The organism is Niastella vici, from assembly GCF_002077945.1.
GTDB classification, from domain to species: Bacteria; Bacteroidota; Bacteroidia; order Chitinophagales; family Chitinophagaceae; genus Niastella; species Niastella vici.
This window is the reverse complement of record NZ_LVYD01000046.1, coordinates 15,836-38,567: the sequence shown is the minus strand read 5'-3', so window position 1 is coordinate 38,567 and position 22,732 is coordinate 15,836. Positions and strand designations below refer to the sequence as shown.

23 protein-coding genes are annotated in these 22,732 nt (G+C 46.5%); 9 read left to right on the top strand and 14 right to left on the bottom strand.

Going from position 1 to position 22,732, the window contains the following annotated elements; all coding sequences use genetic code 11:
- The first annotated feature begins 32 nt into the window (after window positions 1-32).
- Window positions 33-1,268, top strand: a complete 1,236-nt coding sequence (locus tag A3860_RS16680) for a peroxiredoxin family protein (RefSeq protein ID WP_081147871.1) — start codon at window positions 33-35, stop codon at window positions 1,266-1,268.
- Between the two features lie 61 nt (window positions 1,269-1,329).
- Here the strand turns inward: A3860_RS16680 and A3860_RS16675 are convergent, their stop codons facing one another.
- Window positions 1,330-2,079, bottom strand: a complete 750-nt coding sequence (locus tag A3860_RS16675) for a 3-keto-disaccharide hydrolase (protein WP_081147870.1) — start codon at window positions 2,077-2,079, stop codon at window positions 1,330-1,332.
- A 62-nt stretch (window positions 2,080-2,141) separates the two neighbouring features.
- Complete coding sequence (locus tag A3860_RS16670; protein ID WP_081147869.1) at window positions 2,142-2,414, bottom strand: acylphosphatase; 273 nt, start codon at window positions 2,412-2,414, stop codon at window positions 2,142-2,144.
- A gap of 201 nt (window positions 2,415-2,615) precedes the next feature.
- Between A3860_RS16670 and A3860_RS16665 the strand changes: the two genes are divergently transcribed.
- On the top strand, window positions 2,616-3,266 hold the full coding sequence (locus A3860_RS16665; RefSeq protein ID WP_081147868.1) for a hypothetical protein: 651 nt from the start codon (window positions 2,616-2,618) through the stop codon (window positions 3,264-3,266).
- Between the two features lie 48 nt (window positions 3,267-3,314).
- Here the strand turns inward: A3860_RS16665 and A3860_RS16660 are convergent, their stop codons facing one another.
- Complete coding sequence (locus A3860_RS16660) at window positions 3,315-3,791, bottom strand: OsmC family protein (protein ID WP_081147867.1); 477 nt, start codon at window positions 3,789-3,791, stop codon at window positions 3,315-3,317.
- Between the two features lie 545 nt (window positions 3,792-4,336).
- Between A3860_RS16660 and hisG the strand changes: the two genes are divergently transcribed.
- From hisG to hisB, 6 genes are all read left to right on the top strand, one after another.
- Window positions 4,337-5,191, top strand: a complete 855-nt coding sequence (gene hisG / locus A3860_RS16655) for an ATP phosphoribosyltransferase (RefSeq protein ID WP_081148057.1) — start codon at window positions 4,337-4,339, stop codon at window positions 5,189-5,191.
- Window positions 5,192-5,210: 19 nt separating this feature from the next.
- Entirely contained in the window at window positions 5,211-6,482 is a 1,272-nt protein-coding gene (gene hisD, locus A3860_RS16650) for a histidinol dehydrogenase (protein WP_081147866.1), read from the top strand.
- A gap of 110 nt (window positions 6,483-6,592) precedes the next feature.
- Window positions 6,593-7,648: a histidinol-phosphate transaminase gene (gene hisC, locus A3860_RS16645; protein ID WP_081147865.1), complete on the top strand. Its 1,056-nt coding sequence runs from the start codon at window positions 6,593-6,595 to the stop codon at window positions 7,646-7,648.
- A 64-nt stretch (window positions 7,649-7,712) separates the two neighbouring features.
- Entirely contained in the window at window positions 7,713-8,999 is a 1,287-nt protein-coding gene (locus A3860_RS16640) for a PQQ-dependent sugar dehydrogenase (RefSeq protein WP_081147864.1), read from the top strand.
- 145 nt (window positions 9,000-9,144) lie between these two features.
- Window positions 9,145-9,561 carry a c-type cytochrome gene (locus A3860_RS16635; RefSeq protein ID WP_081147863.1) on the top strand — a complete coding sequence of 139 codons (417 nt, stop codon included), beginning with the start codon at window positions 9,145-9,147 and terminating at the stop codon, window positions 9,559-9,561.
- A gap of 24 nt (window positions 9,562-9,585) precedes the next feature.
- The gene (gene hisB / locus A3860_RS16630) at window positions 9,586-10,725 is read left to right on the top strand and encodes a bifunctional histidinol-phosphatase/imidazoleglycerol-phosphate dehydratase HisB (protein WP_081147862.1); all 1,140 of its coding nucleotides are present in this window, start codon (window positions 9,586-9,588) and stop codon (window positions 10,723-10,725) included.
- Window positions 10,726-10,828: 103 nt separating this feature from the next.
- Here the strand turns inward: hisB and A3860_RS16625 are convergent, their stop codons facing one another.
- From A3860_RS16625 to A3860_RS16615, 3 genes are read right to left on the bottom strand one after another with little or no spacing between them, the layout of a single operon-like run.
- Window positions 10,829-11,449 carry a hypothetical protein gene (locus A3860_RS16625; protein WP_081147861.1) on the bottom strand — a complete coding sequence of 207 codons (621 nt, stop codon included), beginning with the start codon at window positions 11,447-11,449 and terminating at the stop codon, window positions 10,829-10,831.
- Window positions 11,450-11,508: 59 nt separating this feature from the next.
- Window positions 11,509-11,943: a septal ring lytic transglycosylase RlpA family protein gene (locus tag A3860_RS16620; RefSeq protein WP_081147860.1), complete on the bottom strand. Its 435-nt coding sequence runs from the start codon at window positions 11,941-11,943 to the stop codon at window positions 11,509-11,511.
- Window positions 11,944-11,956: 13 nt separating this feature from the next.
- Window positions 11,957-13,660: a L,D-transpeptidase family protein gene (locus A3860_RS16615; protein WP_081147859.1), complete on the bottom strand. Its 1,704-nt coding sequence runs from the start codon at window positions 13,658-13,660 to the stop codon at window positions 11,957-11,959.
- Between the two features lie 74 nt (window positions 13,661-13,734).
- Between A3860_RS16615 and A3860_RS16610 the strand changes: the two genes are divergently transcribed.
- Window positions 13,735-14,454: a M15 family metallopeptidase gene (locus A3860_RS16610; protein ID WP_081147858.1), complete on the top strand. Its 720-nt coding sequence runs from the start codon at window positions 13,735-13,737 to the stop codon at window positions 14,452-14,454.
- Here A3860_RS16610 and A3860_RS16605 read toward each other — a convergent pair.
- The 8 genes from A3860_RS16605 to A3860_RS16570 form a co-directional block, all read right to left on the bottom strand.
- The gene (locus A3860_RS16605; protein WP_081147857.1) at window positions 14,444-14,743 is read right to left on the bottom strand and encodes a thiamine-binding protein; all 300 of its coding nucleotides are present in this window, start codon (window positions 14,741-14,743) and stop codon (window positions 14,444-14,446) included. The genes A3860_RS16610 and A3860_RS16605 overlap by 11 nt on opposite strands.
- A 15-nt stretch (window positions 14,744-14,758) precedes the next feature.
- A complete protein-coding gene (locus tag A3860_RS16600; protein WP_081147856.1) occupies window positions 14,759-15,778 on the bottom strand; it encodes a chorismate synthase in 1,020 nt (339 codons plus the stop codon).
- A gap of 164 nt (window positions 15,779-15,942) precedes the next feature.
- Entirely contained in the window at window positions 15,943-17,235 is a 1,293-nt protein-coding gene (gene aroA, locus A3860_RS16595) for a 3-phosphoshikimate 1-carboxyvinyltransferase (RefSeq protein ID WP_081147855.1), read from the bottom strand.
- A gap of 10 nt (window positions 17,236-17,245) precedes the next feature.
- Complete coding sequence (gene aroB / locus A3860_RS16590) at window positions 17,246-18,265, bottom strand: 3-dehydroquinate synthase (RefSeq protein ID WP_081147854.1); 1,020 nt, start codon at window positions 18,263-18,265, stop codon at window positions 17,246-17,248.
- A 9-nt stretch (window positions 18,266-18,274) separates the two neighbouring features.
- A complete protein-coding gene (tnpA, locus tag A3860_RS16585) occupies window positions 18,275-18,703 on the bottom strand; it encodes an IS200/IS605 family transposase (RefSeq protein WP_081147853.1) in 429 nt (142 codons plus the stop codon).
- Between the two features lie 151 nt (window positions 18,704-18,854).
- Entirely contained in the window at window positions 18,855-19,943 is a 1,089-nt protein-coding gene (locus tag A3860_RS16580; RefSeq protein WP_081147852.1) for a chorismate mutase, read from the bottom strand.
- A gap of 77 nt (window positions 19,944-20,020) precedes the next feature.
- Window positions 20,021-21,706, bottom strand: coding sequence for a DEAD/DEAH box helicase (locus A3860_RS16575; protein ID WP_081147851.1), 1,686 nt, complete (start codon window positions 21,704-21,706; stop codon window positions 20,021-20,023).
- 166 nt (window positions 21,707-21,872) lie between these two features.
- Window positions 21,873-22,721 carry a prephenate dehydrogenase gene (locus A3860_RS16570; RefSeq protein ID WP_081147850.1) on the bottom strand — a complete coding sequence of 283 codons (849 nt, stop codon included), beginning with the start codon at window positions 22,719-22,721 and terminating at the stop codon, window positions 21,873-21,875.
- Window positions 22,722-22,732: the final 11 nt, after the last annotated feature.

The window sequence follows — 22,732 nt, the reverse complement described above, 5'->3', positions numbered from 1 at the left end:
CTTGCACCGGTTAAATTTGTTTATCAATTATTATGAAAAAGATTCCCTGGCTCATCGGTCTGCTGACCGGTTTGGTAACCTATACATCAGCTAATATTCCTTTACCCACCGGATGGTGGCGCGCTTCCCTGCAACGCACCGATGGCCATACGATCGATTTTAATGTGGCTATTCAGTATAAAAAAGGAAAACCTGTCTGGTACATCCGCAATGCCGCAGAGAAGATTGAAGTAACCGCCATAGAACAAAAGCAGGACTCCATTCTGGTGCAAATGCCTTTGTTTGAATCTGAATTCAGGTTACAGGCCGTAAACAATAATACCTTGCGGGGCGTATGGATCAAAGGCACTTCCAGTACTACACAGGTAATGCCCGTAGTGTTCACGTATAATCAACCGCAACGATACCCGCAGGCAAAACACACCAAACGCCTACTTACCGGTCGCTGGAGCGCTGTATTTGTTGAAAACAGCAATCCCATGCAGGCAGTGATTGAGTTCAAACAAAATGGCACTGCATTAACCGGCACTGTATTAACACCAACCGGAGATTATCGTTACCTCGAAGGTGCGGTGCACAACGACACCCTGCACTTAAGTACATTCGATGGCAGCCATGCCTATTATTTCAGGGGAACCGTTCACAATGATTCTGTTATCACCAATGGTTTATTTGCTTCCGGCGCTACTTACCACGAAAACTGGACCGCACAAAAAAATGAACAGGCCAGCGTGCCCGATACCCTGGCAGCAGTGTACCTGAAGCCGGGTGAAGAATACCTGAACTTCCGTTTTCCTGATCTGGACAGCAACCTCGTATCCATTACCGACGACCGGTTTAAAAATAAAGTGGTGATCATTCAGATCATGGGCTCCTGGTGCCCCAATTGTATGGATGAAACGGCCTTCTTAAGTGATTACTATAAAAACAACAAGCAACGCGGGGTTGAAATGATCGCATTGGCTTATGAGTACAGCACCGATTTTAAACGGTCGCAACAGGGCCTGCGCAAATTTCAGCAGCATTTCAATATTACCTATCCCATGCTTATTACCGGAGTGAAGGTTTCAGATACCCTTCGAACAGAAAAGACATTGCCCCAGATAACGCGGATAAAAATGTTCCCCACCACCCTGTTCATTGGCCGTGACGGGAAACTGAAAAAAACACATACCGGCTTTATGGGCCCTGGTACGGGCATTCACTATGAAGCCTACAAGAAAGAGTTTTACGCTATTGTAGATGAACTATTAAAGCAGGGTTCATAAGTTATTGAGTTATTAAGATGAATTCAACTTAATAACTCAATAACTAACGAACCAAATAACTTTATAACGGGCGGATCCAGATATTCCTGAAACTGGTAGGATTGCCATGGTCCTGTAACACCAGCGGTTCCTTATCGCCATGTTTTTCATAAGTGGCAATACCAATGTATTGGGTACCGCCCCATAAGGTTGAGTTATTCTGCACCAGCACACCATTATGCAATACCGTTATGCGGGCGGGTAATTTAACCGAACCATCTTCATTAAACCGGGGAGCAGTAAATATAACATCATAGGTTTGCCATTCGCCGGGACCACGGCTGACATTTACCAGCGGTGGTAATTGTTTATAGATACTACCTGCCTGTCCGTTGCTGTAGGTCCTGTTCTTGTATGAATCAAGCACCTGCAATTCGTAACGGCCCATAAAGAAAATACCGCTGTTACCACGGCCCTGTCCATCGCCTTTCACCTCAGCGGGTGTTCTCCATTCAATATGCAACTGGCAATCGCCAAAACCCTGTTTGGTATGTATTTCACCGGTACCGGGCGCAACGGTGAGTATGCCCGACTCTACCTTCCATTTGGCAGCACCATTATCTTTTGCAGCCCAGGCATCGGCATTTTCTCCACCAAATAATACAATGGCATCAGATGGCGCATCGAGGCTGGTTTTACCAGGCGTGATCACTTTTGGTTCGGGTTCCCACACTTCAGTGAGTTTGGGATCGCCTTGCCGCAAAGGTTGTTGTGCCTGCAGGGAATACACACAAAAAAGCAGGAACAGGTTAAACAAGAATCGTTGGGTCATAATAGGAAGTTTTAAAAAATGTGTGGAAAGTTAATGAAAAAGGCAACTTTCCTTTCTAATTCTTAATTTCTCAGAATAGCAAACCCCATAAATACCTGCATGTCTTCATTTTCAACTTTCACCTCTTTTACTTTCGCATGCGGTGGTCCCTGTTTGCACCATTGCACCAGTTGCTCCAGCTGATCGGCCGTACCGGTGGCCCTGATGTGCACATTGCCATCGGGCAGGTTTTTGACCATTCCCGAAATGCCCAGTTCCAACGCCTTTTCTTTGGTGCTTTGCCTGTAATAAACACCCTGCACCAAACCGCTCACTATAATTGAAATGGTTTCCATATTGAAAAAAGTTAACAGATAATGACGATTATGACTGGTTGGAAGCAATAAACAGGCCACACATTACAAGGAATTGTTGCATAAACCAGCCTGGTTATCAGTATCAAAAACGAAAAAAGTAGCACAAATGCGACAGGAACGTCACCAGCTATTAGGGACACTGATAAATTTTATTATTTTTATAAGGCATTAAGCATCCTTATGACCCTCCGTAATGCGATAATATCCATTACCCTGATCCTGGTTATTTCGTTTTTAGTAGCCTGGTTAGGACAATACATCCTGTATCACTATAATATAGCTGAGGCAGTTTGTTTCACCAACGACTGTCCCGAAACGACCCAAAACACGATCATAGGCACCTTATTCCTTATACTTCTTTTCAGCGTAGTGCACCTTGTATTCATCAATCCCGATCTGGCTAATAGTCCGGGTATGGAAGTAAGCATTTTGCTAAGCTGCCTTATGCTGAACTTTTACTATTTCAATAACAACACCAATGCCTATCTCTGCCTCATCCCTTATAATATCCTGAGCGTTTATTTTTATTACCGCGTTAAAAAGCAGCTCAAAAAACCATTTGCCCTGTTTTCATTCATAATGCAGGAGATCTTTCTGGTATTATTGCTTGTTTGCACCTATGTATACCTCGATGAGTTATTTGTAACAAAAGGGTTGCCCCGCGATACGGTCATGAACACCGGAACCGAAAAATTGATGAGCCGCATATTTGATTTCCTGGGTTGGACGGTCTTTATTTTACACGTGGTTTATCTCTTCTTTAAACTGGTGCTGAAGAAATCTATTCTGCGCGCTATTTCCTACAACTATCACAAAGGGCCGCTGCCTTAACCCCCCATCCCCCTAAAGGGGGTGTAAGAAAGATCGATGCAAGCCTCGTCACACGTGTTCAGCTATTTTATAAATAGGTTTATGATGCACCGGAAAATTGCATGAGTTGGCAATAAAACATAATTCATTGGCCTTTTCGTGTAATGCATCTGCCTGGTCAACCATTTCTTCACTGGCCACAGTGATCACCGGAAACAAAGTAACCTCCGTAAAATGGCCACCGCCATCAGCGGTTTCTTCCATATTACCGGTTGCATCATCAACATAGTCCACCACAATTACGCCCGCAGCAGAACACAGATGCAGGAACCACAACATGTGGCACGATGACAGCGAAGCCACCAGTAATTCTTCCGGATTATACCGGGTAGCATCGCCGCGAAAAGCGGGATCCGATGAACCGGGGATCACCGGTTTATTACCCGTTGCAATAGTATGATTTCTGTCGTAGGCTGTATAGGAAGCGGTTCCATTTCCCCGGTTGCCCGTCCAGGTACTGTTTACTTTGTAATGGTGCGATTTCATAACATCAAGTTACGATTATTGTCCGTTTGCAACGGCCGGCCGGGGAAAACTATTTTGGGAAGAAGTGAATGGTTTGCACCTGCTGAACCAGGCTAAAAATAGCAGCAAAATAAGAATAACAAATCGTTGGGCAGGCGATCGGTTTGGCATGTTGAAAGGTTTAATTATCCAACAAAGAACAAGGAAAAATCAGGCAATTTCCTCTTTTCTCATTATCCGTGCCGGGCCCTGAGGCCGGTCAACGGCGGGGTTTACTTCTCTGTAAGTTACACATTATTAAATGGATGCGCACAAAATAATTATGCAGGTTGTGCATAACCACACTTAACGTAAAAAAAATTTTGCTGAAAGAAGGTAAGTAGTATTTTTGCGGCTCATTATGACAATTTTCATACACATTCACCACCATCATCATACTTACCCCTGCAGGTAGGCCGATGGTGCTTTGTGTAGTGCCAGATATTTATAAGGGCTTACCGCATGGTAAGCCCTTATCATTTAAAACCAGGCCTGTTAAACAGGACATCAAAAACAATGACATTCCAATGAAACTTCGGATTGCTATTCAGAAATCGGGTCGCCTGTATGAAGATTCCGTACAACTGCTGAAAGAATGCGGTATTGACCTGCGCAATGTAAAAGACCGGCTGAAAACCGAATCGGATAATTTCCCCCTCGAGATCTTCTTTTTGCGCGACGACGATATTCCGCAATATGTTGAAGATGGCGTGGCCGACATTGGCATTGTTGGTGAAAACGTGCTGTACGAAAAAAACAAGAAAGCAGTCATCGTGGAAAAACTGGGTTTTGGCAAATGCCGTCTTTCGGTAGCCATTCCACGCAGCCAGCAATACGAAGGCGTGCAATCATTACAGGGAAAACGCATCGCCACCAGCTATCCTTATCTTGTCAACGAATTCCTCGCAAAAAATAATATCCAGGCCGAGATCCATGAGATCAGCGGATCGGTTGAAATTGCTCCCGGTATCGGCCTTGCCGATGTGGTGGCCGACCTGGTAAGCAGCGGTTCTACCCTGCTTATGAACGGCCTCAAAGAAGTGGAAACCTTATTGCAGTCGCAAGCCGTGCTCATCCGCAATAATGACCTCAACGCAGAACAACAAAAACTGGTTGACAAACTGGTGTTCCGCATTCGATCAGTAAAAAAAGCCAAACACAACAAATACATTTTGCTGAACGCCCCCAATGATAAAGTACAGGAGATCATCGCCCTGCTGCCCGGGATGAAAAGCCCTACGGTTCTGCCCCTGGCCGAACAAGGCTGGAGCAGCGTACACAGCGTACTGAGCGAAGATACTTTCTGGGATATCATTGAACAGCTCAAAGCCGCCGGCGCCCAGGGAATACTGGTAGTGCCCATCGAGAAAATGATCATCTAATTTTAAATAGTCTGAAAACATGCAAGTTTATCAGTATCCTGAACGGGGCGAATGGAAGGCGTTGCTGCAACGGCCGGTAATGAATGTGGCCGCGCTGGAAAGTTCGGTGCAGCACATTTTGCAGGAAGTAAAACAACAGGGCGACGCAGCAGTAAAAAAATTCACGCTGCAATTTGATAAAGCCACTATCAGCGACCTGCAGGTAGCGGAAGAAGAATTCATGATTGCCCAGCAATCGTTGGATGCCAAACTAAAGGCAGCGATCCTTTCTGCCAAAGTAAATATTGAAACGTTTCACAAGTCGCAGCTAACTGCGCCCGAAGTAATAGAGACCATGCCGGGCGTACAATGCTGGCGCAAGAGCGTGGCCATTGAAAAAGTGGGCCTGTATATTCCCGGTGGTACCGCACCACTTTTTTCTACCATCCTGATGTTGGGCATTCCGGCAAAGCTGGCCGGTTGTAAGGAGATCATCCTTTGCTCGCCACCCGATGCCAACGGTCAGTTGCATCCTGCCATTCTGTTTGCTGCCAGGGCTGTAGGCATTACCAAAGTATTCAAGGTGGGTGGCGTACAGGCCATTGGCGCCATGGCGTATGGAACCGAAACTATTCCTGCGGTATCAAAAATATTCGGCCCCGGTAATCAGTATGTAACCTGCGCCAAACAACTGGTGCAACAGGATGGGCTGGCCATCGACATGCCGGCCGGCCCCAGTGAAGTGGCCGTATATGCCGATGAATCGGCTACGGCTTCGTTTGTAGCAGCCGATCTGCTGAGCCAGGCCGAGCACGGCGCCGACAGCCAGGTAGTGTTGGTGAGTTGCTCACCCACCGTGGTGAACAGCATTGAACAGGAGATCAACAAACAGGTAGCCGAATTGCCCCGAAAAGATATTGCCGTAAAAGCACTGGCCAACAGCAAACTCATTCTGGTGAACAACGAAGCAGAAGCCATCGAACTGCTGAATGAATATGCGCCCGAACATTTGATCCTGAGCTGTAATAATGTGGAAGCTATCGCTGAACAGATCATCAATGCCGGCAGCGTTTTCATGGGTCATTATTCGCCCGAAAGCGTGGGCGATTATGCCAGCGGCACCAACCATACCCTGCCCACCAATGGTTATGCGAAAGCATACAGCGGGGTAAGCGTGGATAGTTTTGTAAAAAAGATCACCTTCCAGCAATTAACACAGGAAGGTTTAAAGAACATCAGCAAAACGGTGATCGCTATGGCCGAGGCAGAAGGTTTACAGGCGCATGCCAACGCGGTGAAAGTTCGCCTGTAGTTGCTGCGCCCGCCAGGGCTTACCCCTAGGCGGGTAGTTGGGCAGGCCACCCATGCAGTTCGTCTAAAAAAAATTATGGTTTATCATTTTTGATTTAAAGTTGCTGACTCATGACTTTCGATTTAAATAATTTACTAAGAGATAATATAAAAAAACTCGTTCCCTATTCTTCGGCACGGGATGAATTCAAAGGCGAGGCCAATACCTTCCTCGATGCCAATGAAAACAGTTTTGGATCGCCGCTCACCAAATGGTATAACCGGTACCCCGATCCGTTGCAGCTGAAAGTAAAAGAAAAATTAGCCGGCATTAAAGCCGTTCCGGTTGAGAACATTTTCCTGGGCAATGGCAGCGACGAGTGCATCGATGTGCTGATGCGGGCATTTTGTGAACCGGGAAAAGACAATATTTTGATCTGTCCGCCCACGTACGGCATGTATGAAGTAAGCGCACACATCAACGATGTGAACATAAAGAAAATACCGCTTACCACGGCCTTCCAGCTGAACCTGCCGGCCATTGAAGAAGCGATCGACGATAACACCAAGATCATTTTCCTGTGTTCGCCCAACAACCCCACAGGCAATTCACTCGACCGCGACGATATTGAGGTTATCCTGAATAATTACAGCGGTATTGTGGTCATTGATGAGGCGTATATCAATTTTTCCCGTTTCCGCTCTTTTACCCAGGAACTGAACGACTATCCCAACCTGGTGATACTGCAAACCCTGTCAAAAGCCTGGGGACTGGCCGCGTTGCGTGTGGGTATGGCATTTGCATCACAGGACATCATTCATGTTATGAATAAAATAAAACCGCCTTATAACATCAACCAGGCCTCACAGGAGCTAACCCTGCAGGCGCTGGAAGAAGTTGGGCAGGTAAATGACATGATCCGTGAAATTGTTGCCCAACGCGATCTGCTGGCGAAAGACCTGTTAAGCATTCCGTTTGTTAAAAAGATCTATCCTTCCGATGCTAACTTTCTGCTTGTGCAGGTAACAGAGCCTAAAGCCATTTATAAATATTTATTGGAAAAAGGCATCGTAGTGCGCGATCGCAGCAGCGTGGAACTGTGCGCCGGCTGTTTGCGGATAACAGTGGGTACGCCCGATGAGAATGTGGCAGTAGTGAACGCCCTGAAAAACTGGAAACCGGCCTGAACGTAGTTTGCTAAAACAGTAACTTTAAAACCTGCTTTAACAAAAGCGCTTTAAATACTGCATCATGAAAAATACTTTATTCCTGGCATGTTCATTAGCTATAGCCGCTACAGCATTTGGCAGCGATAGCACTAAAGTGAAAACGCATTCAACAGCTGAAGTTACAAGAGATGCGGCGGCCATCACGTTGCCCACCGGTTTTAGATCTGTTGTGGTTGCCACTGACCTGGGCCGGGCCCGCCACCTCACAGTTGCTGCCAATGGCGACATCTTTGTTAAGTTGGAAAAACTGAAAGATGGCAAAGGCATTATTCGTTTACACGATGCCAATGGCGATGGAAAGGCCGATGCAACCAGCGGCTTTGGTAACTATGTAGGCACCGGCATCTGCATTAAAAATGGTTATCTCTACGCTTCTTCCAATTCAGATGTATACCGTTATAAGATCGATGAAAAAACAGGCACTGTTGACATTGGTTCCGAACAAAAGATCGTAACCGGATTGGTTGACAATAACCAGCATAATTCAAAATCGCTGGCATTGGATAACGATGGCAATATTTATGTTAACATCGGTGCCCCTTCGAACTGCTGCCAGGTGAATGACCGCGTAAAAGGTTCACCCGGACAAGACCCCTGCCCCATTCTTGAAAAAGCAGGTGGCATCTGGCAATTCAAAGCAGATAAACTCAATCAATCCTATGCAGAAGGTGTTCGCTATGCAACGGGTTTGCGTAATGTGGTTGGGCTCGACTGGAATAATGAAGTAAATGAACTGTATGTTATGCAGCATGGCCGCGACATGTTATTCCAGTTCTATCCTGAATTGTTTACCCAAAAAGAAGGCGCTGAGAACCCGGCCGAAGAATTGTTCCGCATAAAAAAAGGTGCCGATTGCGGCTGGCCTTATTGTTATTACGATAATGGTAAACAGGAAAAGCTGTTGAACCCTGAATATGGCGGCGACCGCAAAAAGGTTGACCGCTGTGCCGATAAAACAAAATCAATTGTTCAGTTCCCCGGTCACCTGGCCCCTAATGGCCTGCTGTTCTATACCGGTAATCAATTCCCTGCCAAATACAGGAATGGCGCGTTCATCGCTTTTCATGGCTCATGGAACCGCGCCCCTGAACCACAGGCAGGTTTCTTTGTAGTATTTGTGCCGTTCAAAGATGGTATGCCTTCCGGAAAATGGGAAGTGTTTGCCGATGGGTTCTCAGGTTTCACCAGCGGCGCCTCAACCGGCCAGGCAAAATACCGCCCCTGTGGACTGGCACAGGCGCCCGATGGTTCGCTGGTAATTTCAGACGACAATAATGGAACCATCTGGAAAGTGAGCTATAGTAAGTAAGTTACCGGTTACCCGGTTCCGGTTGCCGGGATAAAAAATTAGGAGATCCCGAATATTTGCAGAAAGCTCGAAATTCAAGTCCCGGTACCTGGAAACAGGTAACTGGTAACCTTGAAACACATCAACCAACACAGATAAAATTCATATGAAAAAAGTAATTCCAGCAACAATCATCTTTATTATCGCCACCTCTTTTGCCCTGCAACAACCAGGCGGTGCAAAAGCAGCCATAGCAAGAGGTAAAACCGTGTATGAAAATGTTTGCCTGGCCTGCCACCAGCCCGATGGCAGCGGCGTGCCCAATATGAACCCGCCATTGATAAAAACAAAATGGGTGCTGGGCGATAAAAAGGCGCTGACCAAGATCGTTCTGAAAGGATTGCAAGGCGGCGAAATTGATATAAACGGCGATAAATTCCACAATCCCATGCCCCCGCAGGAATCTACATTAACTGATCAGGAAATTGCAGATGTATTGACGTATGTTCGCAATAGTTTTGGCAATAAAGCAAGCATGGTGACGGCAGCTGAAGTAAAAGCCCTGCGCGCCAAACTGAAATAATAGTGAACTCTTAAAATTACTTTTTTGAAACGCATTCTATTTATCGACCGCGACGGAACATTGATCAACGAAGCGCCACCTACGTATCAGTTGGATTCTTTTGACAAGCTCACTTTTTACCCGAACATGTTTGAATACATGGGCCGCATTGCCCGCGAGCTCGATTATGAGCTGGTGATGGTCACCAACCAGGATGGCCTGGGTACCAATTCGTTTCCGGAAGATACCTTTTGGCCCCTGCATAACCTGGTAATGAAGAGTCTGGAAGGCGAAGGCATTCATTTTAGCGCGGTGCATATTGACAGAACATTCCCCCACGACCATGCCCCCACCCGCAAACCGGGTACAGGCATGCTTACGCAATACCTGAACAACCCGGCTTATGATATCGCCAACTCCTATGTTATTGGCGACCGCATCACCGATGTTCAGCTGGCCAAGAACCTGGGCTGTAAAGCCATTTGGCTGAACCAGGACCCCAACCTGGGCGCAGGGGAAATAAAAGATAAAGTAGCTGAACTGCGTCCCGTAATTGCGTTGGAAAGCACCCACTGGAGCGTGATCTATGAATACCTGAAGCTGGGATTGCGCAAGGTGGTACATGAACGTAATACCAACGAAACGCAGATAAAGATAGAACTGAATGTAGATGGCAGCGGCAAGGGCGCTATTTATACCGGCCTTGGCTTTTTTGATCATATGCTCGATCAAATAGCGCGGCACGGTAAAATGGACCTCACCATCAGGGCCAATGGCGACCTGCATATCGATGAACACCACACCATTGAAGACACCGGTATTGCCCTGGGCGAAGCTTTTGCCAAAGCACTGGCCGACAAACGTGGTATGGAACGTTATGGATTTGCTTTGCCGATGGATGAAGCCGATGCCAAAGTTGTGATCGATTTCGGCGGCCGTAACTGGATCGTGTGGAACACTGAATTCAAAAGAGAACGTATTGGAGAAATGCCAACGGAAATGTTCTTCCACTTCTTTAAATCGTTTTCAGATGCTGCCCGCTGCAACCTGAACATCGAATGCCATGGCGATAATGAACACCATAAAATAGAAGCTATCTTTAAAGCATTTGCAAAAGCTATCCGGATGGCCGTAAAGAGAGATCCTTTATCGAACTATCTCCCTTCTACGAAGGGCGTCTTGTGATTTATGCAAATGAGGTAAGAAGTATGAGGTAGGAAGTAAGAAAAACCCGAAATGCGGGCACTTCTTACTTCCTATTTCTTACCTCCTTACTTCATATTCCTATCTAATCTTGTGGTAACACTGAACGCCCACTACCCTTCTTTCTACCACCTATATTCCCCGCTATCCCCAAACTATAAAAGAAGTGATCACTCACCGAATTGGTAACTGCTATGCGGTACTGGGCATTTACAATAAAAAAAGCTTCATCGAACAGGTTCACCTGAAAGCCCATGCCTGCCGGTATTATTGCGCCCCAATATGTTCTGAACTTTGAAAAGCCCGCACCGATCTGCAAAAACGGACTCACCCAATACCGGTTCGAAAATAATTTTCCCTTTAGCGATACATCGCCTTCCAGCAACAGATTATCTTCCCCAAGCAGGCGGCCATCGGGTGTATAATAATCCAGAAAACTTCCGGTTACCATACCGGAGATATCAAAATGCTTTGTAAGCCCGGTCATGTAGTTCAATGCCAGTCCGGGCGACATTTCCTTCAGCTTGCCAAATTGGGAGTTACGCAGTACTTCGCGCAGGGAGGTTGCGCGGATATTTGCAGCGGTTTTAAAATCATTGAAAAAGAAATAAATGCCTAAAGTAGGTCGCTGTATATGGTCGTCCTGGCAAAAAGCAGGTGCCAGAAAAGGCAGGATGCCCAGCAGAAATCCTACTATTTTTTTCATAACCGGTCTTGGCTTTCAAGCCATAACCAAAAATAACCGGTGTCAGTAAACTGAAGAAATTATTTATTGTCGGCGAGCAATGCTTCATCAGGTTTCTTTTTACCCAGGTAGGTGATCTTCACCCTCGTTAAACCGTGTCCGGTATAACCCAGGGCAACGGCAGCCGATTTGCTCATATCAATTAGCCGGGGGTTCGATGGGTGCATCCGGTCATTGATCCAGACCATAACACTCTTTTTGTTCCTTAAATTGGTAACTTTTATCCAGCAATTAAGCGGGAGGGTATTGCAGGCGGCCGTTAATCTCTTTTGGGTGAATATTTCGTCGGTGCAGGTGCGCTGGCCTTCAAATTTGTCGGCATAAAAACTGGCCACACCAAATTGAGTTACAGGTACATTACGCTTCTTGTTCAACGCTATGCTATCAATATTTATCTGCGCTTTGGACGCCAGGAAAACGCCCATCAGGACCGTTAAAACCAGTAAATTTTTCATAGTCTAGAATTTATTAAAGGGTCTTGTCGTCGAAATACCGCTGGCACAACAACCTGTCTTCCCCATACACATCATTATAAAACTTAATACTTCCGTTCCTGGTTTCACAGGAAAAATACCTGATGAAAATAGGAACCCGCGGAAATCCCGAAACAACATGTTTCTCTTTACGGGTTATCCAGCTCCGTAGGGTATCGGGCGGAAACCGCAAAGTGTCATAACGCACCAAAAAATCGGCCAATTTCATAAATTCCTTAATTCTGACACAACCATGACTCAAAGCGCGGTTCTCTTTTGAGAATAATCCCCGGGCATTGGTATCATGTAAATACACACTGTATTTGTTGGCGAAGTTGAATTTCAATACTCCCAGCGAATTATCGTCCCCCTGCCGCTGCTTGATCAGGTACGGAAAATTATCTTTGTTAAATCTTTTCCATTTCAGGCTGTCGGGGTTCAAAACACTGTCGTTATTGTCGACAACCATCAGGTTCTGCTTTCGCAAATAGTCGGGGTTTGCCAATATTTTGGGCATCATTTCCGTAAATATGATGCTGTAAGGCACCGTCCATTGCGGATATGTTATAAAATTCGACACGTTCGATGTCAACAATGGGGTCCTGGTCTTTGGCTGCCCCACAATAACGTTCGATTCCATCTTCACCAAATTTGAGTCAACGATCTGCATTTTAAATGCAGGAATGTTTACCCAGATATAAGTCGTTGGCATAGAATCGGGTAACAGCTTAAACCGGTCGAGTGTAATGGCTATCCGCTTAAATTTTTCCCAGCTTGTATTGTTCAGGCTGTTCACCGTAGGGGTATTCAGTTTCCCTGTTTCGGTAAGCCCTTTTTCGCGCTGGTATTTGCTGATCACCAGTTTCATCGATGTTGTATCGAGGTAATCAAATGGTGAATTCAGCAACCCCTCTTCAAACAGCCTTTTCTTGAGGTTGTTATTATAATCGGCTGAATTATTAGGGGGATAAGGGATATATGTATAGGGCTTAAGCGTATCTATTGACTGCAGGAACTTTTTCAACCCTGTTTTCAGCGAATCGTAGGCCCCATGTTTGGGTTCCAGCGCATGCATTAAACCGGCCACATCCCTGTTTTGCTGCAGGGTATCGAACAGATCGAGGCACGAACGCATGCTCATACTGTCTTTCCGCAGGGTAACACTGTCATAGGGCAGGCGGCCAACATGCAGGTCGTAACACATCCTGAAAAAGGCATCGGTAAGCAACAGCTCCCCGCGCGACCATAAGGCAGCATCCTTTTGCCCCAGTGTATCCTCAGTGGTTTGAGTTCGAATGTTTTGTAAAATGCGGTAATGATAATCGCCCGGGAACAGGCCGTATTCAGTGGCATGGCCAATAAATTCAACCAGCGAATCGCTCAGGGGCAGCCACTTCTCCTGGGTGCTCCAGATGGGTTCAAAATTCCTTTTTTGATACAATTCATTAACGATGGAATCCTTGCCCAGTTTAATGGAATCATTCAGCACGCCCTGGCTGGCCAGTATAAACTCAAGCGCCTTTTGCATATTGTGGGTTATGCGAACATTCAGCGCTTCGGGCTGCTCTACAATATCTTTTTCTTTAGGTTTTTCGGGTGGTTTTACAGCAGTTTTACCACGCCCATGGCAGGCCAGTAAATTAAGCGCTACAAATAAAATGAGGCACCAGCGACAGCCTTGGGAAATACCTTTTTTCATGTTTATTGATCCTGGTTATCCGGAATTAAATTATGTATCTTTTCACCACCTAATCTGCCTTAAAACCGGGTACAATGTTATACAAAATAGTGCTTCACCGTTGTATTTACGTAATGGCCTCCCTGTTTTTTTTCCACGTATTCACGGCTTGTGCGCAAACAACAAGTGTTAGTAAATACGGGGTGCCGGTCATCAGTAAAACCAATGAATATCAATCATCTGTACGCAATGATTCTGCCAAAAAAATGGTGGAATTAAAAAAAATCATCCCGGGTATCGTATATGACCTGCGGTATGCTACAATTAACAATTTTACCCACACACAGATGTATACCCCGGCCACCCGCCATACCTTTTTGCGGCTACCCGCCGGCCGGGCCCTGGCCGCCGTACAACAGGAGCTGAACAGCCGGGGGTACGGGTTAAAGATCTTTGATGCCTACCGCCCGTACAGCGTTACCGTACACTTTTGGGAACTTATTAAGGATGAACGCTATGTGGCCAACCCCGTCAGGGGATCGGGGCATAACCGGGGACTGGCAATAGACCTCACCATTATTGACCTGAAAACCCATCGCGAGCTGGATATGGGCACCGGGTTCGATAATTTCAGCGATACAGCCCATCATGATTTTACCGGTTTACCACCGGCTGTGCAGGAACACCGGAAACTGCTGAAGGAGACAATGGAAAAACACGGATTTACTAAGCTGGAGACAGAATGGTGGCATTATTTCTGGCCAAACGACCGGGCGTACGAGGTGCTTGATCTTCCTTTTGCGGCTATCCTCTGAACTTCCCCGCTTTTTCTTCACCCGTAATATCACCCGAACTACGGATCTGGATCTGCAAATTGGTGATCCATTCGGCACACCCTTTTTGATAAAGGAATTCATTCACTTCGTGAATTACCTTCATTACTTCATCGTACCTGCCTTCGAGGATAGTGGCAAATGGGGTAACCTCGTATTTAATGCCTGAGTTTGTGATAATGGCAATAGCATCATCGACCCACTGATAAGGATGCCTGTCGAGCACAATGGGAACAATTTGAATGGATGCATTTATAATATAATGATGCATTGCCTGAAAGATTCATTATTTAGAACCGGGAATTGAGGCGGGAACCAGTCTGTATAACTTTTGTTCCATTAACATCAGATCAACCAGTACCATAGCAGTCACAGCTTCCAGCACCACCGGTACGCGGAGGGCGATGCACAGGTCATGACGGCCTTTTACTGAAAATGTGTCTACCTCACCGGTTTTCCAGTTCAGCGTATTTTGTTCTTTAGGGGTAGAAGCGGTTGGTTTTATGGCAATACGGAACACCAGCTCATTGCCATTGGTTATGCCACCTACAATGCCACCTGCATGATTGGTGCGGGTTAACCCGTCGGTATCAATGATGGCATCATTATGTTCAAGGCCGAACATGCGGGCAGCGGCAAAACCGGTCCCGAATTCAATGGCACGCACCGCAGGTATGGCAAATACGGCATGACTGATCAATGATTCGGCAGAATCAAAAAATGGTTCGCCTAGTCGCGCCGGCACCTGGGCCCGGCATTCTACAATACCACCAATGGAGTCTTTGGCGTCGATGGCTTTTTGCAATCCTTTTTCCAGGTCCTTTTCGCCACCGATCTCCAGGATGTTGGCGGCAACAGAAATATGCTCATATTTCAATAACTTTTTGGCAATTACGCCAACAGCTACGAGACACACCGTTAACCGGCCGCTAAAATGACCACCGCCCCGGTAATCTTCGTAGCCGCCAAATTTGTCATGGGCTACAAAATCGGCATGGCTGGGGCGTGGGAAATCGCGCAACTTTTCATAATCGCCCGAACGCGTATTCTTGTTCTCAAATATTATAGTGATGGGCGCACCGGTTGTTTTATCATTGAAGATGCCGCTTTTGAAAATAGGCAGATCGTCTTCCTTGCGCGGAGTGGTACCCTTTTGGGTGCCGCCCTTGCGGCGTTCAATATCAACCAGAAAATCTTCCACCGTCAATGGTAAACCGGCCGGACAGCCATCAATATTCACGCCCACGCTTTCGCCATGCGATTCACCAAATATTGTTATTTTGAATAAGCGACCGAAACTGTTCATTGTAGTGTTCTTCTTTATTGTTAAAGCACCTTCGAGGACCAATTAACTTTCGAGAATTCACCTTCTGTTACAAGTTGCAGGTTGCAGGTTACAAGGCTTAGCTCGCTTCGTATTCCCTGTAACTTGTACCCTGCAACTGTACAAGTATTTACTGGTATTTCTAATTATGACTTTGCACCTTCCATTTCCTTTCTTACTACTGCACCCAATGCGGCGATATGCTCATAAAAATCGGGATACGATTTATTGATTGCCTCTGCTTCGCTGATCACGGTTTCGCCGCTTGCTTTTAAAGCCGCCACGGCGCAGGCCATAGCAATACGGTGGTCGTGGTGCGAATGAACGGCAGCGCCTTTTAAACCATTGCCCCCTTTGATCAGCATCAGGTCATCCTGCAGTTCTACCTCCACTCCCATTTTGCCAAACTCTTGCTGCAACGTAAGGGCCCGGTTGCTTTCTTTATGCGCCAACCGGCTAACACCCTGTATAACGGTGGTGCCTTTGCAATAGGCAGCCAGTGCCACCAGCGGCGGAAACAGGTCGGGACATTCTGTGGCATCGAATTGAAATGCCTTTAACGCACCGGGGCCTATCTCTATTTGTTCAGCCTGAATACTGAGCTTGGCGCCACATGCCTGTAAGGCTTGCAGCACAGCACGGTCGGCCTGGGTACTTTGTACATCCAATCCCTTTACGGTTATATCACCTGCAATGGCGCCGGTCACCAGCAGGAAAGCGGCGCCGCTCCAATCACCTTCAACGGTATAAGTAATTTGATCTGTTGATCGTTTGCCGGCATTGCCTGCAAAGTGGAATTCCTCGTAATTGCGGTTCTCCACTTCCCAGCCAAACTGTTTCATTACGGCCAGCGTAAGATCGATATACGGTTTGCTCTTCAAGTTATTCACGGTTATAGTAACGGCCTTTGCATTCGAAGCGGCATAAGCCATTAATAAACCGGTGAGGAATTGTGAGCTTAAAGAACCGTCGATGGTAATATTTTTAGGTTGCAGGGGACCTTTTACATGCAAGGGCAGTTTGCCTTCGCGGGAAACGATCTCAACACCCAGTTGTGGTAATACTGTATCAAAGAAATCCATGGGACGGCTCACCAGGCTGCCTTCCCCGTTGATGGTAATAGGTTTATTGCTCATCGATACAATCGGCGTGAACATGCGAATGCCGAGGCCGCTCTCGCCGCAACTAACGGCGCCACTTTCAGGATTCACGCCGCTGCCGGTTATTTTTAAAGACCCATCCTCCATTTTCACGATCACCGCACCCAGGTCCCTGATAACACCCAGGGCCGCTTTATCGTCGTTTGAATAACCGGGATTGCGGATGATGGTAGTTCCTTTGAACAATAAAGAAGCGGCACAACCTCTTTGCATAGAGCTTTTTGAGGCCGGCGCCTGTATAGAGCCTTTTATTTCAGATGGTTGAATTGATACAATCATTGTTTAAAAATTATAGCTCGTTAACGATCTTCTCCAGCTGCGTCATTGGTATCGGTTTCACGATCCCCTTCCCCAGTTTCTCGAGCAATACATAATTCATGTCTTTTTGCTCCCGCTTTTTATCCATCTTCAACACCTCAAATGCTTTGGGTTTGTCGAAGTTGGCCAGCGTGGGCAATCCATATTGGTCAAGCACGCTGATAACCCGCTCACTGTCTTTAAACCCAACCAGCTTTTGCGAGATCTGGCAGGCAGCCGTCATACCAATGCTGATGGCCTGGCCATGGCTGAGCTCATACATGTTTTCAATAGCATGTCCCAGGGTGTGGCCAAAGTTCAGCAGGCGCCGTTCGCCTTTCTCAAATTCATCGGCCTGCACCACGGTAGATTTTATCTCCGAATTGCGGCGGATGAGTTTGGCTAAAGCCGGTTTATTTTTCTGGTAATGAGTGAGCTTGTTCTGTTCGAGTTCTTTGAACAACTTCAGGTCTTTTATACAACTGTGTTTTATGATCTCGGCAAAGCCGTTCACCCATTCCTGCTTGGGCAGTGATTTCAGAAAACTATAGTCGTACAAAAGGAATTGCGGTTGCCTGATGGTTCCAACCAGGTTCTTGTAAATACCTACATCGATGCCGTTCTTTCCGCCGATCGATGCATCAACCATGGCCAGTATAGTGGTGGGAACAAAACCACATTTTATACCCCGCATATATACAGCGGCCACATACCCGGTGATATCGGTAACAACACCACCGCCAATGCCTACGAGCCAGGTGCTGCGGTCGGCTTTGAATTCAATCAGTTGTTCAATGATTGAATCAACAGTGGCCTGCACTTTATATTCTTCACCCGGCTTCAGGCAGATGCAGTTCCAACCTTTCAGCTTTTTTTTATGGGCCTGGAAAATATGCTCATCAGTGATCAGCACTGCGTGTTCTTTTCCGATCATTTTTTCCAACCTGGAAAAGTCAGCATCGAAATAATAATTCACCGAGGCTGATGAAAACTGGTAACTTTTTGTTTGCATACCAACTAATCAAATCTGAATTTTCTGAAACACTTCCAGCTCACTATCCAGCGTCTTCGTTTTATGATGTTCTTCCTGTTTTTCAATATACTCCAACACCTGTTTTACACTGCTGGGGCTTACGCTCAAAGCAGCGTAACCTTCCTCCCAATCAAAAGCGCTCTTGATGAAGTTGCCTTCATTGATCCAGGAGGCAGAGTCGGTACGGATGCTTTTCATGATCTGCGCCAGGTTTTGCGTAGGCATCATTTGCAACACGGCATGCATATGGTCTTCGGTGCCGTTTACCGACAACACGTTAATGCCATTTTCAGCTGCATGCTTTTTAATGTGGGCGAACAATACCGTACGAACAGGCTTTGTCAACAAAGGCTCTTTGTTCTTTACACAGGTTATTACATGAATGAACAAATACACTTTGCTGTTTGGGCTCGTCATATTTGAAAAACTTTATGGTGAATGGTCAATCCCCGATTTCATCGGGGTCGGCTGTCAATGGTCAATGAATTTCTCCAATTTTGAGTTTCCCCTTTATTTCGGGACCTCCGTATTCGCGAGCTATTCACCATTCACCGTTGACCTTTCACGCTTACGAATTCATGATCTTGTTCTGGTGGTTAATGCTCTCCATGTGTACAGCATCAAAATATTTGGTGATGAACTCTTTGCTGAGGTTCAGTTTTTCACCTTTCTGGAATGCTCTTTCCAGGATCTCATTCCAACGGTTGGTTTGCAGAATGGTGATGTTGTTGTTCTTTTTGTACTCACCTATTTTTTCTGCAACTTTCATCCGCTGACCTAAGATCTGCATCAGTTCATCATCGAGGTGATTGATCTGCTGACGCAATTTCTCCAATGCGGCATGATATTCTTCGGAGTTGATATCTTCTTTACGCCATACGATCTGGCCAATCATTTCACCCAGTCTTTCAGGAGTAACCTGTTGTTTGGCATCGCTCCATGCTTTATCAGGATCGATATGGCTTTCAATGATCAAACCATCCATATCGAGGTCAATGGCTTTTTGGGCAACATCGAGCAGGATATCGCGGCGGCCGCTGATATGTGAAGGATCGTTGATCATCAATAATTCCGGATTGCGGCGTTTCATTTCAATAGCCAGGTGCCACATGGGCGCATTCCGGTATTCGGTATTACCATAAGAGCTGAATCCGCGATGGATCAAACCAATTTGTTTGATACCGGCTTTGGCCACGCGCTCAACAGCACCGGTCCACAGTTCCAGATCAGGGTTAATAGGATTCTTGATCAACACGGGAACATCAACACCACGTAAAGCATCAGCTACTTCCTGTACGCTGAACGGGTTCACAGTGGTACGGGCGCCAATCCATAATACGTCTACATCAAAGGTCAGTGCATCTTCTACCTGCTTTGCAGTAGCTACTTCTACTGTTACAGGTAAGCCGGTGATCTTTTTGGCCTGCTGCATCCAGGGTAATCCTTTGGTTCCAATACCTTCAAAACTACCGGGACGGGTACGTGGTTTCCAAATGCCGGCACGCAGCATATCTACTCTTCCTGTTTTTGCCAAACGGGTGGCTGTTTCCAGTACCTGCTCTTCTGTTTCGGCACTGCAGGGTCCACTGATTATGATCGGACGCTTCTTCCACACCTGGTTCACGGTCTCTCTCATGGTTGTTGATGTTTGTTGCATAATGTATTTTTAATTTGCTGATTTACTAATTTGCTAATGAACGGCCAGCACATCAGCAAATTAGCTCATCAGCTAATTTACCGTCTACTGTCTGCTTCGTTCATTCTTATTCTTCTGCCCTTGTAATTCCTGCCATCAATAGCCCGTATCATCTGTTGCGCTACACGTTTATCTATCTCGATCCAGCTATTCATTTCTTTCATATCGATGCGGCCGAGTACATCTTTCTGCAATTCGCTCATATCGAGAATGAACTGCAGGAAACTGGCTTTGTAAAAACCATCTTTTGTACCCAGGTTCACAAATAACTTGGTGTAATCACCGCTGCCGGCACCAAATTTCCGGCCTCTTGTATCGGTGTAGGGTTGTTTTCTTTCGCCATTTCTTTCGCCCACTCTTCCTACCATTAATCTTTCTCCGCGTTCGCGACGTTGTTCCCGTACGTTCAGGTCTTCGGCGTTCTCGTAATATTTCAAAAAGCGGTCAAACTCCATAGCTGCCACGCGCTTCAGGATCTCTTCCTTGCTCATGTCGGCAAACTTCTCTTCGAGCATGGGCACATAGGCTTCATAATCTCCGTGGTTAACCTCTAACGACAACAGCTTATCCATAAAATGGTAGAACTGTTTGCGGCAAACATCCTTGCCGGTAGGGATCTCGAGCTTGTGGAAAGGCGCCTGTACAATGGTTTGTATCTGCCGCATTTTTCCCAGCTCCCGCACATGCACGATCGACATACATACCCCGGTTTTTCCGGCACGGCCGGTACGGCCGCTTCTGTGGGTGTATACCTCCACGTCATCGGGCAACTCGTAGTTGATGACATGGGTGATACCCTGTACATCGATACCGCGGGCGGCCACATCCGTTGCTATTAAGAGCTGCAGGGTCTTCTCACGAAAATCGCCCATCACTTTGTCGCGTTGCTGCTGCGTTAGATCGCCATGCAATGCATCAATATCGTATCCCTCGCGGGTTAACTTTTCGGCAATATCCTGGGCATCGGCCTTGGTACGTGTAAAAATGATGCCGTAAATGCCCGGGTTGAAATCGATCAGGCGTTTCAGTGCTTCATACCGGTGCTGGGCACTGGTAAGGTAGTACTGGTGATCGATGTTCTTGTTGGCAGAATTCACTTTACCAACCGTTACTTCCACCGGATCTTTCATATAGCGTTTGCTTACGCGGCGAATTTCAGGTGGCATGGTTGCACTGAACAACCAGGTGCTTTCGCGTTTGGGGGTATTCTGCAAAATGAATTCAATATCGTCCTGGAAACCCATGTTCAGCATTTCATCTGCTTCATCCAGAATTACATACTTTATCTGTTCCAGGTCAATCGCCTTGCGTTCTATCAGATCGATCAACCGGCCTGGTGTAGCTACTACGACCTGTACGCCTCTTCTCAATTCACGGATCTGCTGGCCTATTGGCGCACCGCCATATACCGCCGCCACAAACATACCGGGTATAAATTTTTTGAATGCTTCTACTTCGTTCACGATCTGCATGCACAATTCCCTTGTTGGACAAACCACTAATGCCTGGGGATGCTTCGCCTGTTCATTCACCAAATGCAATAAGGGCAACCCAAACGCAGCCGTTTTTCCGGTTCCCGTTTGTGCCAGTCCCACCAGGTCCTTTGTACCACTCAACAGCACAGGAATGGCTTTTTCCTGAATTGGGGTGGGGTTAACAAATCCTAAAGCATTGGTAGCCTGTATCAGCCGTTCATCTAAACCCAATGCATCAAATGTTATCATAGTCAGAAAATTTGGCGCAAAGGTACTGTTATTATGGCCGTTGACCTAAATTAATCCTGTTCAAAGAGCAATTTGATTATATCTGGAAAACCTGGCCTTTTATCGACCTGTTTTTATGCCTCGTCTGGCCTGGGTTTCCTCGATCGGGGATTTACGATCCGCCCCCTTATTTTAAGATCCGTTTGATCTTGTTCGCCTGTTCTATAAGCTCCTGCAGGTAGGTGTAATTTTCCTTCTCCAGGCAGGCTTTAAACTTCTTAAGCTGACTGATGTGCTCATTCAGTACATCGAGCACATTGTCGCGGTTCTGTTTAAAAATAGGCACCCACATGGCCGGGTTACTTTTTGCCAGCCGCACCGTACTTTCAAAACCACCACCAGCCAGGTCAAAAATGGTATCATCTTCCTTCTCCTTTTCTAACACGGTATTGGCCAGCGCAAAGGAAGTGATGTGCGATATATGGCTGATGTAGGCCGTATGCATATCATGGCTGTCGGCATCCATATACACCAGGTGCATGCCCAATTGACGATAGATCTCTTCTACGGTTGCAACCGCAGCGGCATCACTTTTCTCTTTTTCACAGATCACACAGGAACGGCCGGCGAAGGCATTGCGCACGGCTGCTTCGGGACCGCTGTACTCTGTACCCCACATAGGGTGAGTGGCCACAAAGCGCCGGCGCATGGGATGATCGTTCAAAGCAGCGCACAGGGCATGTTTGGTACTGCCCGCATCGGCCACTATCTGTTTATCGGTTACCAGGTCCATCACCTGCTGCATTACACCAATAGTTGAATCAACCGGAATGGCTACGTAAATGAGGTCGGCCTGTTTTACCGCTTCTTCCAGGGGCAGCGCTTCATCTATAAGCCCAAGCTCTATGGCCTTCTGCGCGCTTGCTTCGGTTCGGCTTACCCCAATTACTTTTTTAACCAGTGCCCGTTCTTTTAAAGCCAGGCTAAAGGAACCACTGATTAATCCTACTCCGACAATGGTAACGGTATTGAACATGTTCTGATCTT

Coding starts and splice junctions, on each gene's coding strand:
- A3860_RS16680 (WP_081147871.1), top strand. CDS start 33: ATGAAAAAGATTCCCTGGCTCATCGGTCTGCTGACCGGTTTGGTAACC.
- A3860_RS16675 (WP_081147870.1), bottom strand. CDS start 2,079: ATGACCCAACGATTCTTGTTTAACCTGTTCCTGCTTTTTTGTGTGTAT.
- A3860_RS16670 (WP_081147869.1), bottom strand. CDS start 2,414: ATGGAAACCATTTCAATTATAGTGAGCGGTTTGGTGCAGGGTGTTTAT.
- A3860_RS16665 (WP_081147868.1), top strand. CDS start 2,616: ATGACCCTCCGTAATGCGATAATATCCATTACCCTGATCCTGGTTATT.
- A3860_RS16660 (WP_081147867.1), bottom strand. CDS start 3,791: ATGAAATCGCACCATTACAAAGTAAACAGTACCTGGACGGGCAACCGG.
- hisG (WP_081148057.1), top strand. CDS start 4,337: ATGAAACTTCGGATTGCTATTCAGAAATCGGGTCGCCTGTATGAAGAT.
- hisD (WP_081147866.1), top strand. CDS start 5,211: ATGCAAGTTTATCAGTATCCTGAACGGGGCGAATGGAAGGCGTTGCTG.
- hisC (WP_081147865.1), top strand. CDS start 6,593: ATGACTTTCGATTTAAATAATTTACTAAGAGATAATATAAAAAAACTC.
- A3860_RS16640 (WP_081147864.1), top strand. CDS start 7,713: ATGAAAAATACTTTATTCCTGGCATGTTCATTAGCTATAGCCGCTACA.
- A3860_RS16635 (WP_081147863.1), top strand. CDS start 9,145: ATGAAAAAAGTAATTCCAGCAACAATCATCTTTATTATCGCCACCTCT.
- A3860_RS16625 (WP_081147861.1), bottom strand. CDS start 11,449: ATGAAAAAAATAGTAGGATTTCTGCTGGGCATCCTGCCTTTTCTGGCA.
- A3860_RS16620 (WP_081147860.1), bottom strand. CDS start 11,943: ATGAAAAATTTACTGGTTTTAACGGTCCTGATGGGCGTTTTCCTGGCG.
- A3860_RS16615 (WP_081147859.1), bottom strand. CDS start 13,660: ATGAAAAAAGGTATTTCCCAAGGCTGTCGCTGGTGCCTCATTTTATTT.
- A3860_RS16610 (WP_081147858.1), top strand. CDS start 13,735: ATGTTATACAAAATAGTGCTTCACCGTTGTATTTACGTAATGGCCTCC.
- A3860_RS16605 (WP_081147857.1), bottom strand. CDS start 14,743: ATGCATCATTATATTATAAATGCATCCATTCAAATTGTTCCCATTGTG.
- A3860_RS16600 (WP_081147856.1), bottom strand. CDS start 15,778: ATGAACAGTTTCGGTCGCTTATTCAAAATAACAATATTTGGTGAATCG.
- aroA (WP_081147855.1), bottom strand. CDS start 17,235: ATGATTGTATCAATTCAACCATCTGAAATAAAAGGCTCTATACAGGCG.
- aroB (WP_081147854.1), bottom strand. CDS start 18,265: ATGCAAACAAAAAGTTACCAGTTTTCATCAGCCTCGGTGAATTATTAT.
- tnpA (WP_081147853.1), bottom strand. CDS start 18,703: ATGACGAGCCCAAACAGCAAAGTGTATTTGTTCATTCATGTAATAACC.
- A3860_RS16580 (WP_081147852.1), bottom strand. CDS start 19,943: ATGCAACAAACATCAACAACCATGAGAGAGACCGTGAACCAGGTGTGG.
- A3860_RS16575 (WP_081147851.1), bottom strand. CDS start 21,706: ATGATAACATTTGATGCATTGGGTTTAGATGAACGGCTGATACAGGCT.
- A3860_RS16570 (WP_081147850.1), bottom strand. CDS start 22,721: ATGTTCAATACCGTTACCATTGTCGGAGTAGGATTAATCAGTGGTTCC.